General features: G+C 54.6%; 14 protein-coding genes. 8 read left to right on the top strand and 6 right to left on the bottom strand.

Features of this window, described 5'->3' with window-relative positions; translation table 11 throughout:
• Positions 1–554 precede the first annotated feature (554 nt).
• Positions 555–1,475, bottom strand: a complete 921-nt coding sequence (locus WA318_RS12745; RefSeq protein WP_336081598.1) for a GNAT family N-acetyltransferase — start codon at positions 1,473–1,475, stop codon at positions 555–557.
• A gap of 166 nt (positions 1,476–1,641) precedes the next feature.
• Positions 1,642–2,016 carry a hypothetical protein gene (locus WA318_RS12740; protein WP_336081595.1) on the bottom strand — a complete coding sequence of 125 codons (375 nt, stop codon included), beginning with the start codon at positions 2,014–2,016 and terminating at the stop codon, positions 1,642–1,644.
• Between the two features lie 341 nt (positions 2,017–2,357).
• On the opposite strand from WA318_RS12740, the gene WA318_RS12735 reads away from it, so the two are divergent.
• From WA318_RS12735 to WA318_RS12725, 3 genes are all read left to right on the top strand, one after another.
• On the top strand, positions 2,358–3,584 hold the full coding sequence (locus WA318_RS12735) for an SLC13 family permease (RefSeq protein WP_336081593.1): 1,227 nt from the start codon (positions 2,358–2,360) through the stop codon (positions 3,582–3,584).
• Between the two features lie 8 nt (positions 3,585–3,592).
• Positions 3,593–4,006, top strand: a complete 414-nt coding sequence (locus tag WA318_RS12730; RefSeq protein ID WP_114099457.1) for a DUF3830 family protein — start codon at positions 3,593–3,595, stop codon at positions 4,004–4,006.
• Between the two features lie 84 nt (positions 4,007–4,090).
• Positions 4,091–4,684 (top strand): DedA family protein, encoded by a 594-nt coding sequence (locus WA318_RS12725; protein ID WP_336081589.1) that lies wholly within the window; start codon positions 4,091–4,093, stop codon positions 4,682–4,684.
• Between the two features lie 81 nt (positions 4,685–4,765).
• Here the strand turns inward: WA318_RS12725 and WA318_RS12720 are convergent, their stop codons facing one another.
• The gene (locus tag WA318_RS12720) at positions 4,766–5,695 is read right to left on the bottom strand and encodes a GNAT family N-acetyltransferase (protein WP_336081587.1); all 930 of its coding nucleotides are present in this window, start codon (positions 5,693–5,695) and stop codon (positions 4,766–4,768) included.
• Positions 5,696–5,869: 174 nt separating this feature from the next.
• Entirely contained in the window at positions 5,870–6,529 is a 660-nt protein-coding gene (locus tag WA318_RS12715) for a hypothetical protein (RefSeq protein ID WP_336081585.1), read from the bottom strand.
• A gap of 250 nt (positions 6,530–6,779) precedes the next feature.
• Here WA318_RS12715 and WA318_RS12710 point away from each other — a divergent pair, with 250 nt between their 5' ends.
• On the top strand, positions 6,780–9,050 hold the full coding sequence (locus tag WA318_RS12710; protein WP_336081583.1) for a TOMM precursor leader peptide-binding protein: 2,271 nt from the start codon (positions 6,780–6,782) through the stop codon (positions 9,048–9,050).
• A gap of 6 nt (positions 9,051–9,056) precedes the next feature.
• Positions 9,057–10,559 (top strand): SagB family peptide dehydrogenase, encoded by a 1,503-nt coding sequence (locus tag WA318_RS12705; RefSeq protein WP_336081580.1) that lies wholly within the window; start codon positions 9,057–9,059, stop codon positions 10,557–10,559.
• 106 nt (positions 10,560–10,665) lie between these two features.
• Here the strand turns inward: WA318_RS12705 and WA318_RS12700 are convergent, their stop codons facing one another.
• Entirely contained in the window at positions 10,666–12,312 is a 1,647-nt protein-coding gene (locus WA318_RS12700; protein WP_114099463.1) for a U32 family peptidase C-terminal domain-containing protein, read from the bottom strand.
• Positions 12,313–12,533: 221 nt separating this feature from the next.
• Complete coding sequence (locus tag WA318_RS12695; protein WP_336081578.1) at positions 12,534–12,959, bottom strand: acyl-CoA thioesterase; 426 nt, start codon at positions 12,957–12,959, stop codon at positions 12,534–12,536.
• Positions 12,960–13,486: 527 nt separating this feature from the next.
• On the opposite strand from WA318_RS12695, the gene WA318_RS12690 reads away from it, so the two are divergent.
• The 3 genes from WA318_RS12690 to WA318_RS12680 are packed head-to-tail and all read left to right on the top strand — an operon-like array spanning position 13,487 to position 17,460.
• Positions 13,487–14,845: an NAD(P)-dependent oxidoreductase gene (locus WA318_RS12690; RefSeq protein WP_336081575.1), complete on the top strand. Its 1,359-nt coding sequence runs from the start codon at positions 13,487–13,489 to the stop codon at positions 14,843–14,845.
• Between the two features lie 25 nt (positions 14,846–14,870).
• Positions 14,871–16,148, top strand: a complete 1,278-nt coding sequence (gene preA, locus WA318_RS12685) for an NAD-dependent dihydropyrimidine dehydrogenase subunit PreA (protein WP_114099466.1) — start codon at positions 14,871–14,873, stop codon at positions 16,146–16,148.
• 34 nt (positions 16,149–16,182) lie between these two features.
• A complete protein-coding gene (locus WA318_RS12680; protein ID WP_336081571.1) occupies positions 16,183–17,460 on the top strand; it encodes a Zn-dependent hydrolase in 1,278 nt (425 codons plus the stop codon).
• The last annotated feature ends 1 nt before the right edge of the window (position 17,461 follow it).

Here is a 17,461-nt window from a genome sequence, read left to right as displayed (position 1 = left end):
GAATATGGCAGCGTGCCGGTACCTGATGCGTATGGGCGCGGTGGAGGCGCGTGACGCGGACTACCTGCGTGCTGTAAAGCTCCGGGGCCAACCGGAACTGCGAAGTAAGTCTGCCTCGCTATGGAATGGGATGTCCCGTTCCGCACGTGGGCAATGATGGTGTGCCTCTTTAGTGTCGGTGGATTTGGACGCCACCTGAGACCAAAAAAGCCCTACACCGTCGTTGCTTTAAGTAAGTCCTACAGGGTTCCAGTAAGCAGGACCACCACAGGCACGTGCGACTTTGGGCAAGTCGCGATTTACGCCTGTTGCTTTTTCCGCGCAAGTGAAATTTTCACCCTTTTTGTCCTGAAACAATCGCAGGATCGTCGAAGAACACATGCGGCAACGCACAAAATGGCTCAAAAGGCCGTGTTTTCGGTTTGCAAGAAGATGAGTTCACGCATTTTGGTATGGGGCATTGCAATTTGTGCATATCCGGGACCTGGGTGATGTTTCATGTCAGGTCTGAAACAGGTGCTCAATGGTATGGAATTGCATGAACCGGGGAAGTGTTACCGGCGCGTTGCGGGGGCTGTTTCACCTGTTTGAGGCGCAACCGGATCTTGATCCGGGATTTCCGAGATAAAATGCCTGCAATAGCCGTTTTCATAAGACCCCACACTTTTGTGAAGGCGTATCGAGGCGGCGTTTTTTTCACGGACCATCGACCAAAGGGGGTTTATTCCCATTTTTTGAAACTCATCCAGCGAATAGCCGGTGATCCATTTGGCAAGTCCGGTTCCCCACCATGGGCGCAAGACGGCAATCCCTGAAAACATCCCGAAACGGGCACATTCAGTACAGGCGGCAATTTGTCCGGTTGCATCGTCACGGGCATAAACCATCCAGGCATCGTCAGTTTTGATCAGCTTCGAGATCAGATCGCTGGTGACTGTCGGATGAACATGTTCGGTACTGTAGGCTCGGTTGTAAAAATCGGCCAGTTCGCCAGCAACCTTGGGGTCGAAATGGTCGCGGTCAAAAGGATAAAGGGTCAAACCCGGCACGGGGATATAAGAATAGGGGGCGCCATCCCAGCAGAAACGAAAGCTGCGCTCGTGTAGATTCTCGGTAAATCCGCAACGCTCCAGAAATGGAATGATCTCGGCATTTTCGGGCGTGACCAGTGCATATTGATGTGTCAGGCCTCGTTGTTGAAAAACACGGTCCATCCCGTCTTTAAGGACATCCCCCACGCCCTGATTGCGATAGGGGGCGGCAACCATGTAGACAACGCTTCTGCATCCTTCAGAAAAATAGGGACGCCAGTGCGCCAGGCCCACACCGATGCACTGATCGTTGTGAGTGGCAATGACCAGTGCCGCAAGACGGTCGAAGGGATTTTTCAGGATGGATTGCCAGAAATCGTAATAATCCGATTCCGGCTTGGTAAAGCCCCATTCCTCAACTGCGCGATAGAGCATGTCTTGCATAGTGGATGGATCATATTCCGTAACAGATAGCGTTGCTGTCAGCGGGGAAGGACAGGATCGCATCGCGGGTTTCTCGACAGAGCAAAAGACAAGAAAAATGCGATTGCCGATATCGGCAATCGCGTTGAAATGCAGGGCTTGAGGTTCTTAGCTGCCTTTAAGTGCCTCAGACATCACCACTAATGCAGCCGAAGCATTGCTGCATCTGATGCATCGAGACACTCAGTTCCTCATCCGAAGAGATGATGCATGGTGTGGAACCACCCTGACAGGGACGAGGGTAGCCGGACATGCCGAGCTCTTCGTCATTACGGGTCAGGCTTTTTGCAGGGGGGGACATTTCAGCGTCGCCCGTAATGCCATAACCGCAAAATGGTCCCCCCGGACGCGGGCCGGGAAAAATGCCGAGATCCTCATCCGAACGGTCGAAGGAAAAACTGTTCTGTGGCTGCGAGGTCGAAAGCGGACGACCCTGGTCACTGGCAAGCCGGTAAAATGCTGGCGACGGAACGGATCCGGCGGTCAGGTTTTCGTTTGTCATATCCCTGATACTCCTGATGGCGAGGTTGATGATCTGTGGAGGCGCAAGTCCAACTATCAACCAACATCAATTACGGAAGTGACATTGGTTCAAAATTGACCGTTCGTACCGGAAAGTCCTGATTTTTCTATTTTTTCCGGGTCTTGTTCTTGCAAAACTTTACAATAGTAATTCACGGTGCGCAACTGCAGGTTCATTCAATTGAAGCCCCATAAACGGCATCGTTAATGCTTGCCGGGTGGGGAAAGGGAGAATAGCCAAAAAATGATCGTGCCTGAGGGGTTTGTTGGCGCTAAACATCGCGCAGGGTCTGGACTTCTATCAGAACAGGATGTTGCAAATTGGACTGGTTGATTGTTGCTGTCTTTGCGGGGGTCTATTTCGGCATGGCGCTGGGGCGCTGGCCGGGGCTTGCGATCAATCGCACCGGAATTGCCGTGATCGGGGCGCTGATCCTGTTGCTGGCTGGCGCTGTCAACGGGGATCAGGCGCTGGCATCAATTGATTTTGCGACCCTGTCGGTTTTGCTGACCCTGATGGTGCTGTCATCTCAATATGCAGCCAGCGGCTTTTTTGACTGGATCGGCAATCGCATTACCCATCTTGATCTGACACCGCGCGGATTGCTTGCCGGGGTGATCATGATTTGCGGTGGCTTGTCGGCGGTCATGACCAATGATGTGGTGGTCTGGGCGGTAACGCCGATCCTGATCTCAGGGGTGATCGCGCGCGGCCTTGATCCAAAACCCTTTGTCATAGCGGTGGCCTGCGCGGCCAATGCCGGGTCGGCCGCGACCCTGATCGGCAATCCGCAAAACCTGATGATTGCCGAATTTGGGCAGCTTGATTTCATCGAATTCCTGATGGTTTGCGGTGTTCCGGCCCTGATCGGGTTGCTGACTGTTTATGCCGTGCTGGTCTATGGCCCGATGACGCGTGGCGCGTTACAGCAGGTCGAAAGGATCGCAGCCGGTTCGGACGCAACGGCCGTGTTGCCTGATCGTCCGATGCTGATCAAGGCGGTGGCGGCAACCATTGCCGTGATCCTGATCTTTATCCTTGTCGATGAACGTGCGCTGTGGTGCCTGCTGATTGTTGCCATGCTGTTGCTTAGCCGCAGGCTTGGCACGGATCAGGTCCTGGGGCGGGTCGACTGGCATTTGCTGGCGCTGTTTTGCGGGTTGTTCATTGTCACCGGCGCAATGTCGGGCGATGACGTGATTGCAGGGTTCTTTCGTGACATCCTGATCACGCTTCATATTGATCAGCCAGCAGTTCTTGTCGGTCTGTCACTTGCCGGATCAAACACCATTGGCAATGTGCCGCTGGTGATGATGTTGCTATCCCTTGGCCCGGACTGGTCGCAAAGCATGTTGCATGGCCTGGCTGTTTTCAGCACATTGTCGGGTAATTTTCTGATTGTTGGCTCGGTCGCCAATATCATTGCCGTTGAACAGGCGGCAAAGGCCGGAACGGTGATTTCATTTACAGACTATGCGCGCCTTGGCGTGCCGATCACGTTGATCAGTCTTGTAATGGCGCTGGGCTGGATGACTCTGATTTCGTAGGATCCAAGATGACCAAGATTAAGATCACCGCAGGCCCGTTCACCTTTGACGGCGTGCTTGAAACCGAAAAAGCCCCACAGACCTGCAAGGCGTTTCTTGACCGCATGCCGTTTGAAAGCAAGGCCGTCCATGTCCGCTGGAGCGGCGAGGGTGTCTGGATGCCGCTGGGCGATTATCAGTTCGGTGTTGGTTATGAAAACCACACCAGCTTCCCCGCACCGGGCCAGATCATCCTTTATCCCGGCGGAATCAGCGAAACCGAAATCCTGCTGGCCTATGGCGGCGTTCATTTCGCCTCCAAGGTCGGCCAGCTTGCCGGGAACCATTTCATCACGGTGACCAGCAATCTAGATGACCTTGAAAAACTTGGTAAAATGACGCTGTGGGAAGGTGCCCAGCCGATCCGGTTCGAGGTGGCATGATCGCATTGTGAACGGGCACACTCGTCTTGAGGCCCGGATTGCCCTAGAAGGCTTGCAATCTTTATTAAACGGGCGAGTGATGCCGTGTTCGAAACAATCAATCTGTGGATTCAGGACCACCAACAGCTGGTCTATACCCTGATCTTTACCTATTGCGTCAGCAAGGCCAGTATCCTGCCGGTGTTTGTCGGCATCTTTGTGGTATCCGAAAGCCTGTTGCCGGGGCCGTCTATTGTCGCGATGCTGTCCGGGGCCTTTGTCGGCGATATGATACGGTTCTGGCTGGGGCGCAAATATGGTGACGCGATTATGCGCAAGCTCCCGGATGGTCTGTCAAAGTGGTTGGGCAAAACCATGCGTTTGTTTGAGCATTATGGCGTCGCCTATATCCTTTTGTGTCGCTATCCCAATACCATCCGCTCGATCAGTGTGTTTCCGGTCGGCATGAGTTCGATGTCATTCATGCGCTTCCTGCCGCTTTGCATCGCATCAATCCTGCTTTGGGTAGGGATTTACTTTGCACTTGGTTATGTGCTGGGCGAGGGGATGTCGGAACTGCTTGAACGCAACCTTACACTGCTCAGCCCGATCTTGCTGATTGTGTTCCTTGGGCTTGGCTGGTTCGGGCTTAAACGCATCGACAAGCTCGAACAGCAGGCCGAACGCGCCATCAAGTAATCAAATAGAAACGGCAGCCACACGGGCTGCCGTTTCTGTATTCAGGCTTTGTGCTGTTGCAGGGAATGTGGGGTCGGCTGATCAGGCCTGCTCAATCTGCGAAAAAAAGTATCGGTAAATTCCGTCGCCATCGCGTTTCCAGCCCATGCGTTCATGCAACCGGATTGATGCGGCATTGCTGGTGCGTACAAGGCTCCAGAGCTTGTCGATCCCGTTTGCCCTGAAATGATCCATGCAATGGGCGGCGAGCCATTCGGCAACGCCTTTGCCCCAATAGGGACGAATGACAGAAATCGCAGAGAACAGTCCATCTACGCCGCATTCGGCATAGGCAACGATTGTCCCGGTTGCCTGTTCGCGGGCATAGGCAAACCACATGTCGCCATGGACCGACAGTTTGCGAATGTCTTTGCCTTCAAGGTCAGCACAGGCCGGTTCATTGGCAAAGGTTCGGTTAAACAGGGTGGCCAGTTCGGCCTCGATCACCGGATCGGGATGATCGCGGTCGTAATGATGGATGCTGAGCCCTGCGACGGCGGGCTTAGCATAATCACCGCCATCCCAGATCATGCGCATTGAATCATATTCTGCCTGATGGGCAAAACCGACTTTTTCATAAAGGGTACTATATTCGGCAAGTTCCGGGGGGGCAAAGGCGACTTGCGTGGTCCATCCCCGTTGGCGAAACAGTATATCGAGATGCTGCTTCAAGGCCCGCGCAACTGTTTCCCTAGGCTGGTTGCGATCAATGAAATAGGAAACCGAGCGCGAATTTTTATCAATGGTCGGCCGCCAGTTGATCTGTGCCAGTCCTATGATCGAAGTTCCATCAAAGGCCATAACCAATCCATCAAGGATCGTTCGATGGTCTTTCAGGATTGGTTGCCAGTAATCATAGAAGGGAGAGCTTTGCTCAAGCACTCCCCAACCGGTCAGCAACGCGCGAAACGGTTCTTCCATCGTGGCGGGATCATATTGTGCGACATGCAAGGCCAAATCGGTGTCAGACATGATATCTCGGCACGCTTTCGATCAGGGCCTGTTTGCAAACAACGGCACGCCAGAGTCCCCGTTCAGGCCAAATGTTGATTATGTGGACTGGCCTGAACGGAATCCTCTTACGTCGCTTCCCCGTCTTCAGGGATGTTCGCACGACGGCAGGTCCGGGCATCTATGTAAGGGAAATTACCATACACCGCATGCCGAGTAGCAGGGTTTCGGGCCGCCGGGAATCGGTGCACTAAGCGTCAGGTCACTGTCAGAGAATTCAGACTTGTCGGCGACCGGTGCACGACACCCCAGACCGCATGAGCAGCTTTGGGTGTGAAAGCCGGGAGGCGGTGCGCTCAGATCAAGGTCGTCAAATTGAACAGACAGTTCATCTTTACCGCGCCTGACGCAAAAACTTGGTGGCTGCGGAAGGGCGGCGTTGAGATTGGCATCGCTGACATCATCACTTTCTGGCCGCAGGGTGCAAATACACTGGCACGGAGCGGGTGGGTGACTTAAAGCCAGATTGCCGTCGCTGAGCTCAGCATTTTCTGGCAGCAAGGTGCAAATACACTGGCACGGAGCGGGCGGGTGACTTAAAGCCAGATTGCTGTCGCTGAGCTCAGCATTTTCTGGCAGCAAGGTGCAAATACACTGGCACGGAGCGGGCGGGTGATTTAAAGCCAGATTGCAGTCGGTGACATCATCACTTTCTGGCCGCAGGATGGTAATACACTGCCCCGGAGCGGGCGGACGACTGAAAGCCAGATTGTTGTCGCTGACGTGATCATCGTCAAACAGACGAAGGAAAGCTGGTGTCGGCAATGACCCTGCAGCGAGATTTTCCTGTGTCATATCCAGAAACTCCTGAAACCGGTTGCCCGACGAAGTGCTTGGGCACCCTTATTTATTCTTGGTGTCACAAACGTTTGGCGCGAAAAATACGCTAACATATGTCTAATATACTGTGCAACGCAGATTGCGCGATTTTTCCGATTGTGCATTGATATTTAGTTGTTTTTGCTCTTGCGTAAAAGATGCAAGGCAGGGCAACCTGATCTGAGATCTGGACGGTTACAACAACACTTGCGGGGGAAGAATGGCAATGGCGGAAGATCAGAAATACCTTGCGATTGCCCCACATTTCACCCTGCACACAATTGGCAATCACACCTACTTGCTATTGTCGGAAACCCAAAGCTTTCGCCTGAATGGCGAAAGATACGGGATTTTGTTCCCCTATCTTGATGGACGTCTGCGCGAGCAGGAGATTATCGCCCGGCTCGGTGATCGCATTCCGCCTGCGGATATATCCGAGATGATCGCGCATATGCGTAAGCGGGGCTATGTCGTTGCGATTGATCCATGGGCGGATCGTGCCCGATCTGCATATTGGAGCGCCAATGTCTTGCAGCCTGATGAATGTGAAAGCTTTGCCCAGTCGGTCAAGCTTGGCGTTGTCGGGCTGGGTCGCGATGGGGCAGCCGGATCGGTGCAGGCGTCCGAACTCGCCGCGATGCTTATGGCGCAAGGTTTCAGCATTACCGATTTTAAAAATGCCAATCTGACCATTGTTCTGACCGAAGATTATCTGCAACCGGCACTTTCGGATTTCGCCCGCATGGCGGCCAAAAGCGAAATGGCATGGGTGCCGTTCAAGCCGGGTGGATTAAATGCATGGTTTGGGCCCGTCATTGGGGCTGATAGCGGTGCGGGCAATTGTTATTTCTGTCTGGCAAGGCGACTGGCCGAACATCGTCAGGGCGATACAGTGGCCCCGGCATCACCAGAAGGTGCCCGTCCGGCACGGGCCTTTACCAAGGCCAGTCTGGCGGTTGCATTTGGTCGGGCGACGCTTGAAACGGTGCGTCTGAGTTTTGGCCTGTGCGATGATCTTCGCACGAAGTTGCAGGTCTGGTCGTTAAGCGATGGGGTGAATGAGCAGCATGGCGTGCCGTTATTTGCCGATTGTCCCGAACATGCTCTGCAATCAACACCGCAAACACCCGATCAGATGCATCGACCAATCACCCTGTCACGGATCAAAAATCAGGATGGGGCGGATGGCGGTTGGCGGGCGCTGACCCCGGAACAGGCACTGGCCAGACTGGAACCGATTGTCAGCCCCCTGACCGGGATTGTTGGCCATCTGCACAAGGCTGATCTGGCGGAGGGGCTGCATGTTTATTCCGCCTCGCAGGGACGCCGGATGTCGATTGATCCACGTCAGAACCGATCGCTTGGGCGTCCGGGCGGGGCCGCAGGCAAGGGGTTAAGTGACAGTCAGGCCAAGATCAGCTGTCTGGCCGAGGCTGTTGAACGCTATAGTGCGCAATGGTCGGGCTCCGAACCCCGCCATCAGGCAAGCTGGCGGGAAATTCGCGAGCATGCCCCGCATCCAGCTTCGTTTCTGGACTATGCTGCGCAGCAATATCGGAACCGCGAAAGCCTGAACCGGAATGCCACCACGATGGCCCGCATTCCCGAACCGTTTGACGAGACAGCGGTGATTGACTGGACCCCGGCTTGGTCGCTGCGGGATCACGCGCCGCGCTGGGTGCCGACCCGGTTCTGTTATTACGAATATCGGGGTAATGCGCCCGGTGATCATGATTTCTGTATGGCGGATTCAAATGGCTGTGCGACAGGTGGCAGCATCGAAGAAGCAATCCTGCAGGGGGTGCTTGAACTGGTTGAACGCGATGCGATTTCGATCTGGTGGTATAACCGCCTTGTGCCACGGCGCGTATCGCTTGACGGGCTTGATGATGCGTTTATTGCCAATATGCAGGCCCATTACCAGTCACTGGGACGAACGTTCTGGGTGATTGATCTGACCACCGATCTTGGGATTCCGGTGATGATTGCTGCATCGGCCAAACAGGATGGCAGCCGGGTATTGCTTGGTTTCGGATCACATCTTGACGGGCGGATTGCCGCTTTGCGTGCTCTGACCGAACTCAACCAGATTTTGATGCATGATGATATCGAGCCCTCAACGATCCAGACCAAGGGCGGGATCGAAGATGCTATGATGGAATGGCTGGCAACCGCCAATCTCGCCGACCACCCCTATATTGCCGGGACTGGTGCGGAAAAGTCGGTCGATGATCTTCCAAGCGCAGGGTTTGACACGATTGATCAGGCAGTCCGGTTTTGTGTCGATCGGATGGCAGAAGAAGGGCTCGATACCATTGTTGTCGATTACAGCCGCCCGGACCTGCCGCTTTCCTGTGTTCGTGTTGTGGTGCCGGGTCTGCGTCATTTCTGGAACCGCCGTGCGCCGGGACGGCTGTTTGATGCGCCGGTCAAGATGGGCGCACTTGATCACCCCCATAGCTATGACGATCTGCACCCCTTGGCCTTTTTCCTGTGAGGCGTCATGACTGCGAATGCATCGACTGGATCTGCTTTTTTTGCATCTTCTGACCCCTATCTTGGTATCGGGCTTGGTCCCCATGTTCGGGCGGTCTCATTCGATGAGACCGGTGGGCGCATGGTGTTGAAAACGGCCTTTGGCGATGAACTGACGCTTTATGATCATCCAACCGGTTGGTCAGACCCGCGGTTTGTCGATCTGGTCGCATCCTGGGGTGTCGACAATGGGGTGCCGGTTGCAACGCTCTGTGAACAGATTGGCGATATCTGCCCCGAACTGAACGAGGAACAGGTTTGGAAAAAGGCCGATCAATTGCTACATGAGCTGGCCAAGGTTCAGGCGTTGCAGTGGTGGTATTGGCCAGATAAATCTTCTGGTGCGCCGCTGTGTCATATTGAGTCAGGGTCGCGGCTTTATTATACGCCGCTTGAAATCGGGGCGGCGCCCGAGGATGCAGAGATTTCGCGCTTTGCCTTTGTTCAGCGCGAAGGCGGCAAGACAGTTCTTGAAAACTGTGAGATCGGTGTGCGGTTGGTGCTTGGTCCGCAGGGTGACGGGTTGCTGGCCCACATCTTTGGTGATCCGAAGCATGGCAATAGCATGAATTCAGGCGATGAAGGCAAACTGGCCTATCCCGGTTTCTGGCATTTTCTGTGGCGGTTCGGCTTTTTGCAAAGCCCGTCTCATGACAGTTTTGATCGTCAAAGCTGGGAATTTCATGAACGGCTGTTCCATTCCCGATCCCGCAGTTTTCTGGATCAGAGAATGATTGGCGGGACCTATCGGTTCAAGGACAAGGTGCCATCCCTACCCGCGATCAAGGCGCCAATGTCTGCCCACAAGATCGCATTGCCGCGCCCGGATGACAATTCAGCCGATGCCAAGCATAAGCCACTGTCGCTTTATGATGTGATGGATGCGCGCAAATCCATCCGCGAACCGGGCGCTCGCCCGCTGAGGCTTGATGATCTGGGCGGTTTTTTATGGCGGTCTGTTTCTACCCGCAAACATATCAAGCATGGCACGTCGCAGGATTTGCTGGAACGTCCGGTTCCTGCCGGTGGCGCGATCCACGAGATCGAAATCTATCTGGTCATCAATCGCTGCGATGGTTTGAAACCGGGCATCTATCATTATCAGGGGGCGGAACATGCACTTTATGCCTTGCCTGCTCGTGAACAGGTGCGCAAAGCCATCCTTGGTGTGGCAAGCGGTGCCACGGGTCTTGGTTCCAAGTTACCCGATAGTCTGATCGTGATGGCAAGCCGGATGCCGCGCCTTGGCTGGAAATACCAGAATCTCTGTTATCGGCTTTCGCTGCTCAATGCAGGGGTGATGATGGAAGCCTTCTATCTGGTGGCAACTGAAATGGGGTTGTCGCCCTGTGCCACCGGAAGCGGTGATAGCGCGCTGTTTGCGCTTGCCACAGGTCTTGGCATCGAGCATGAAACCGCGATTGGCGAATTCATCCTGAATGGCCCGCCGATCAAGAAATCCTATCACTGATCCGGGCTGAAGTGATCCGGGGACTGTCGACTTTCGGTTTGGTGGGCCAAACAAAAACCGCCGGGATTGTCCGGCGGCTTTGTGTGATCAGCAATCTGAAGAATGCTTATTCCGCAGCAATCGTCTTGCCGTCTTTTTCAAGCATCTCGCCCTGTTTGCGTTTGGCAAGGATTTCGCGTGCCTTGGCATAGGTGTCATCGTGCCAGAAGATCAGGCAACCGTTACAGCCACGGCCACAGCAACCCTTGGTGCCCACACGCGGTGTACGGAAAGAACGTTCTTTCTGACGATCATCAAGGGCGGTCTGAAGCGCATCGCGTTTGGCGTCATAGCGGTCTTCATTGCCTTTGCCCATCTCGATCTTGTGGCCTTCCTGATCAAGTTTCAGGCGCTGCCATTCGTCTTCCGAAAGGGCTTTTTCCTTGCGCACGATGGTCATCGGAAGCACTTCGCGACGCAGGAATTCCGGGTCTTCCTGTTCAAACAGCGAGAACGGAAGGCGGATGCGCGGATGGGTATTGGCGTGGACAGCTTCGCCGACCTTGCCGGTTTTGGCGTCGATGAATTCATACATGCGGATGAAAATGGTCTGACGCGAACGCGGCGGGACGATTTCAATCACGTCGCCGGGCAGCATGCGGTTCTTGACCGACATGATAAAGGCGTCATCTTCGACTTCCTCGATCATTCCGGCAAATTCCCAATCCGACACATTGGTGTTGCTGTCATAGCCATGCGCATAGTTGGTCAGGCGACCATCATGGAAGGCAAGGGTGTAACCCCGGTTCGGAATGGTCGACAGTTCCTTCATATATTCGTCAGCTGACCAGTTTTCCGGATCCTTGTACCAGTCATCAATCGCCATGCGATAGGCACGGGCAACGAGGCCAGCGTAATAGGGACTTTTGCCGCGGCCTTCGACCTTGAGGCTGTCGACGCCGATTTTCAGGTAATCTTCAAGCTTTGGCATGATGCAAAGATCACGCGAGTTCAGGATATAGGAGCCGCGCTCGTCTTCCTGAATTTCCATCAGCTCGCCCGGACGCATGTCTTCTTCAAGGAAGAAGTCAAACATCTCAAGGTTTTCTTCGGTCAGGTTCAGTTCCTTGACCGTGCCGTCCTTGAGCTTCATATGGACTTTGTATTTCCAGCGGCACGAGTTCGCACAGGCCCCTTGATTGGCGCCACGTTCGGCCATGAAGTTCGACAAAAGGCAACGACCCGAATAGGTCATGCACATCGAACCATGCACAAAGGCCTCGATCTTGATGTCCTGGCATTTTTCGCGGATTTCGGTCAGCTCGGCATAGGAAACCTCGCGGCCGAGCACCACAAGCTTTGCCCCGATGCTTTGCCAGAATTTCACTGACTGCCAGGAACACACATTGGCCTGTGTCGACACATGCAAATCAAGTTCCGGCGCATGTTCACGCACAAACATGAAAACACCGGGATCAGCAACGATCAGACCATCCGGGCGGACCTTGCGCACGGTATCGACATATTCCGGAAGCTTGTCGATATCCTTGTTATGCGAAAACAGGTTCAGCGTCAGATAAACGCGCACACCGTGGCTATGGGCAAAGTCGATGCCTTCGACCACGTCTTCAAGCGACAACTGGCTTTTGACACGCAAGGACAGGTCGGGCGTGCCCATGTAAACGGCGTCTGCACCATAAAGCACAGCCACTTTCAGTTTTTCGAGCGAACCTGCCGGCATCAGCAATTCGGAACGGCGCGATTGATTACTCATCACTTGGGTCTTTTCGTCGGTATGCGGGAAATCTCTCTGTCCCGTTTCATATGGGACTTGGCGCGTTTCATAACATGGCGCGACCAGATTTCCGACCAAAATCGCATATTCAAGCCCGTTTGCATAGGTCGCAGCCCTGCGTACCCGCCATGCCCGGTGCGCAGGGCTGCGGATTATCGTATGCCGACAGGGGTGTTGATTGCTGCCAGGCCGACGCTCAATCAGGCTTTGGAGGCTGGATCCTGCGGATCGGGATCAATCGGGCGCGGACGGCCTTCATCGTCAAGGGCGACGAAGGTAAAGACGCCTTCGGTCACTTTATCAGACGTTTCGGCAAAGCGTGTCTGACGCCAGGCTTCGACATTGATGCGAAGCGATGTGCGCCCGGTATGGATGATTTCGGTAAAGAACGAAACTTCATCGCCGACATGCACCGGGCGCAGGAACGACATGGTATCGACAAAGACCGTGGCGGTTCTGCCCTTGGCCCGGCGTGCGGCTGCGGTACCCGCCGCAAGGTCCATTTGCGACATCAGCCAGCCGCCAAAGATATCGCCGCTCGGATTGGTATCAGAAGGCATTGCAACGGCCCGGACCGAAGGTTGACGATCAGGAAGGATGTCCGTTGCGGTTTCTTTTGATGTCATTACAGGCGTTCCGAAATGGGTTATTCGCGCAACGTTACTTTAGTTTATCTAATTAAAGCCAGCGTAAAGTATTGCCAAATCAGCGCTCTACCAGATGTCACGTAGTCTGAAACACACTGCGGACCGGGCCGTGTCAGAGGTGAGTTTCAAGGGGAATTCAGCCATATTCAGAGCCTGACAAGAATTCGGATTTTTAATCTTGACCAAATGATCAGGATTGGACATGCTGTATCTGTCAGAGAGAGGCATCTGTACGTGTAATCAACCGGGGATAACCTCGAAACTATAATCACACGACAGATTAGATACTGGGAAAAGTCCGGCATTGTCCGGACGGATACGCCAAGAATGTCAGAACAGGAAGACCCAGAGTTGGTCGGGCCCGCCCGTCCGCGCACGCCATAAATCTATCCTGATCCCGTATGCGGGATCGCAGTGCCCGCGCTGGTCAGACTGTTTTTTGCATTCTTGTTTTGTCTCTCGATGACATCAGGAGAGGACGCCTTTTTGGCAGGGAGACAAAACCAATGACCACCTTGCAGGCCAAGCAAGTTTCCAAATCCGGTGCCATCCATGGTGGGGCCGGGCACAATGCAGCAGATGACGGTTTTTCCGATCTGCATCCGGCATATTCCACCCTTCAGGCAATGGCAGAAAGCAATCGCTGCCTCTATTGCTATGACGCCCCTTGTGTCACCGCATGCCCGACATCAATCGACATTCCGACCTTCATCCGCAAGATCAGCACCGGCAACCCGGATGGTGCGGCAAAGACCATTTTGTCGGCCAATATCATGGGCGGCACCTGTGCCCGTGCCTGCCCGACCGAAGTTCTGTGCGAACAGGCCTGTGTGCGCAATGTCGCCGAAGATACCGCCGTTGAAATCGGAAGCCTGCAACGCTTTGCCGTTGATCATCTGATGGCGCGCGATCTGCCCCATCCGTTCAAGCGTGCGCCGGAAACCGGCAAGAATATTGCCGTGATCGGGGCCGGTCCGGCGGGGCTTTCATGTGCGCACCGTGCCGCCATGCTGGGGCACAATGTGACCGTATTCGAAGCCAAGGCAAAGCCGGGTGGTCTGAACGAATATGGTCTGGCCGCCTATAAGATGACCAATGATTTCGCCCAGCGCGAAGTTGAATTCCTGCTTGGCATCGGCGGCATTCGCATCGAATACGGCAAGGCGCTTGGCAAGGATATCAGCCTTGCTGCCCTTAAGGATTCCTATGACGCGGTATTTGTTGGTGTCGGTCTTGGATCGACCAACAATCTTGGACTTACGGGCGAAGATTTCCCGGGCGTTGATGACGCGATCAGCTTTATCGAGAAGCTCCGTCAGACCGAACCGAAATCCGACATGCCGGTTGGCAATAATGTGGTTGTCATTGGCGGCGGTAACACCGCAATCGATGCCGCAGTTCAGGCCAAACGCCTTGGTGCCGATGAAGTCACCCTTGTTTACCGTCGCGGTGCCGAAAACATGTCGGCGACCGAGTTCGAACAGGATCTTGCGAAAACCAACGGTGTTGTCGTTCGCTATTGGGCCAAGCCCGTTGCGATCAAGGCCAATGGCAAGCTTCTGGGCATGGAGTTCGAGAAAACCGAACTGGATGCCAGCGGCAAGCTGGTTGGAACCGGCGAGACCTTTGAAGTGCGTGCCGACCAGATTTTGAAAGCCATCGGACAGAAAATCAAAACCGATGACCTTGCCGGAATGGAGATCGCCGGTGGCAAAATCGTGGTCGATGAAAACTATCAGACAACAGCCCCGGGCGTGTTCGCCGGTGGGGACTGCATCAAAAGTGGCGAAGACCTGACTGTTCAGTCGGTCGAGGACGGCAAACAGGCCGCTATCGCCATCGATGCATTCCTGAAATCCGCTTGAACCGTAGCCAAAGGGAGAGAGAAAAATGGCTGATCTAAGCTGCAAAATCGCCGGAATTGATTCGCTTAACCCGTTCTGGCTGGCCTCTGCACCGCCGACCGACAAGAAGTACAACGTCGTTCGCGCCTTTGAAGCAGGATGGGGCGGGGTTGTCTGGAAGACGCTGGGCATTGATCCGCCCGTGATCAACGTATCGTCGCGTTATGGTGCCCATCATGACCAGAACCGCCGTTTGCTTGGCATCAACAATATCGAACTGATTTCCGACCGGCCACTTGCCGTCAACCTTCAGGAAATCCGCGAATGCCGCGCGGAATATCCCGATCATGTCATTATCGGATCGATGATGGCCCCGATCGAGGAACGCGCCTGGAAGGACCTTGCCCAGCAGATCGCCGAAAGCGGTGTGCACGGGATCGAACTTAACCTTGGTTGCCCGCATGGCATGTGCGAACGCGGTATGGGCTCGGCCATTGGTCAGGTGCCCGAAATGGTTGAGCAGGTCACCCGCTGGGTCAAGGAAAGCGTTGATATTCCTGTCTTTACCAAACTGACCCCGAACATCACCAATATCCTGTGGTCGGCCGAGGCTGCCTATAAGGGCGGGGCGGATGCGGTATCGCTGATTAACACCGTTAACTCGATCATTTCGGTCGATATCGATCAGATGGTGCCCGAACCGATGGTCGATGGCAAAGGTACGCATGGCGGTTATTGCGGATCGGCAGTCAAGCCGATTGCACTGAACATGGTTGCTGAAATCGCGCGCAGCCCGGAAACGAAGAACCTTCACATTTCCGGTATCGGTGGCATCACCACCTGGAAAGATGCGGTCGAATTCATGGCGCTGGGGTCTAACGCGGTTCAGGTTTGTACCGCTGCGATGATCTATGGCTTCCGTGTGGTCGATGATCTGATCGACGGCATGAGCCAGTGGATGGATGACAAGGGCTACACCAGTGTCGAACAGTTCACCCGTGCGGCCGTTCCGCAGGTTGCGGACTGGAACGAGCTGAACATGAACTTTGACACCAAGGCCGTGATCAACCCGGATAACTGCATCGAATGCGGCCGTTGCCATATCGCATGTGAGGATACCTCACATCAGGCAATCACCATGACCAACAAGCCTGAAGGCGGCCGTCTGTTCGAGGTTGTCGATGAGGAATGCGTTGGCTGCAACCTTTGCTATCACATCTGTCCGGTGCCCGATTGCATCACGATGGAGCCGGTCAAAACCGACAAGCCGCCAATGACCTGGCCGGAACATCCATTGAACCCGATGCGTATGGCTGCGGAATAATCCATCAGCGCCACCAACCTAAAAGGATTGAATAATGACTCTTCAACCCAGTGTTCGAAATCTGTCAATTGACGGTGACCGCCTTTGGGACAGCCTGATGGAAATGGCCAAAATCGGCAAAACTGCAAAGGACGGCGTATGCCGTCTGGCGCTGACCGATCTTGACCGCGAAAGCCGCGATCTGTTTATCAAATGGTGCGAGGCCGAGGGATGCTCGATCCGCATCGACAAGATGGGCAATATCTTTGCCCGTCGTGAAGGCCGCAACCCCGACCTGCCACCGGTCGTGATGGGCAGTCACCTTGATAGTCAGCCGACCGGCGGTAAATATGACGGCGTTTATGGCGTGCTCGCGGGGCTTGAAGTCATCCGTGCGCTCAATGAAGCCAAATACGAAACCGAAGCCCCGCTGGAAGTCGTGTGCTGGACAAATGAGGAAGGCTCACGTTTTGCACCGGCAATGGTGGCATCAGGCGTTTTTGCCAAGGTGTTTGACCTTGAATACGGTCATTCACGGGCTGATGTCGACGGCAAGACCATGGGCGAGGAACTGACGCGGATCGGCTATATGGGCCCGGACGAGCCGACCATTGATGCCCATCCGATGGGGGCCTATTTCGAAGCCCATATCGAACAGGGCCCGATCCTTGAAGACGAAGGCAAGGATATCGGTATCGTCACCGATGCACAGGGGCAGCGCTGGTACGAAATCAAATTCACCGGTGTTGAAGCCCATGCCGGCCCGACCCCGATGAAAACGCGCAAGGATGCGTTGCTTGGTGCGGCACGCGTGATTGATCTGGTCAACAAGATCGGTCTGGATCGATCCCCGCTTGCCTGTGCCACGGTGGGCATGATGCAAATCCATCCGAATTCACGCAACGTCATCCCGGGTGAAGTCTTCTTCACAGTTGATTTCCGTCATCCCGATGATGCGGTGCTGGCCGATATGGACAAGGCCCTTCGCGAAGGGGTGGAGAAAATCGCAGCCGAGATCGGCCTTCAGACCGAGCTTGAACAGATTTTCTATTACGCCCCGGTTCCGTTCGATGCGTCCTGTGTTGATGCGGTACGCAAGGGTGCGGAACTTGGCGGGTTCTCGGCCCGTGAAATCGTGTCGGGTGCCGGGCATGATGCCTGCTATCTCGCACAGGTCTGCCCGACGGCAATGATCTTTATCCCCTGTGTGGACGGTATTTCGCACAACGAAATCGAGGAAGTCCACAAACACTGGTCGGATGCTGGCGGACAGGTTCTGCTGCACGCGGTTCTGGCCAAGGCTGACGAAACCGTCATGCAGAAATCAGACTGAT

It is taken from the genome of Thalassospira sp. CH_XMU1448-2, from assembly GCF_037027285.1.
GTDB lineage: Bacteria > Pseudomonadota > Alphaproteobacteria > Rhodospirillales > Thalassospiraceae > Thalassospira > Thalassospira profundimaris_C.
This window is presented reverse-complemented; position numbering and strand designations above follow the sequence as displayed.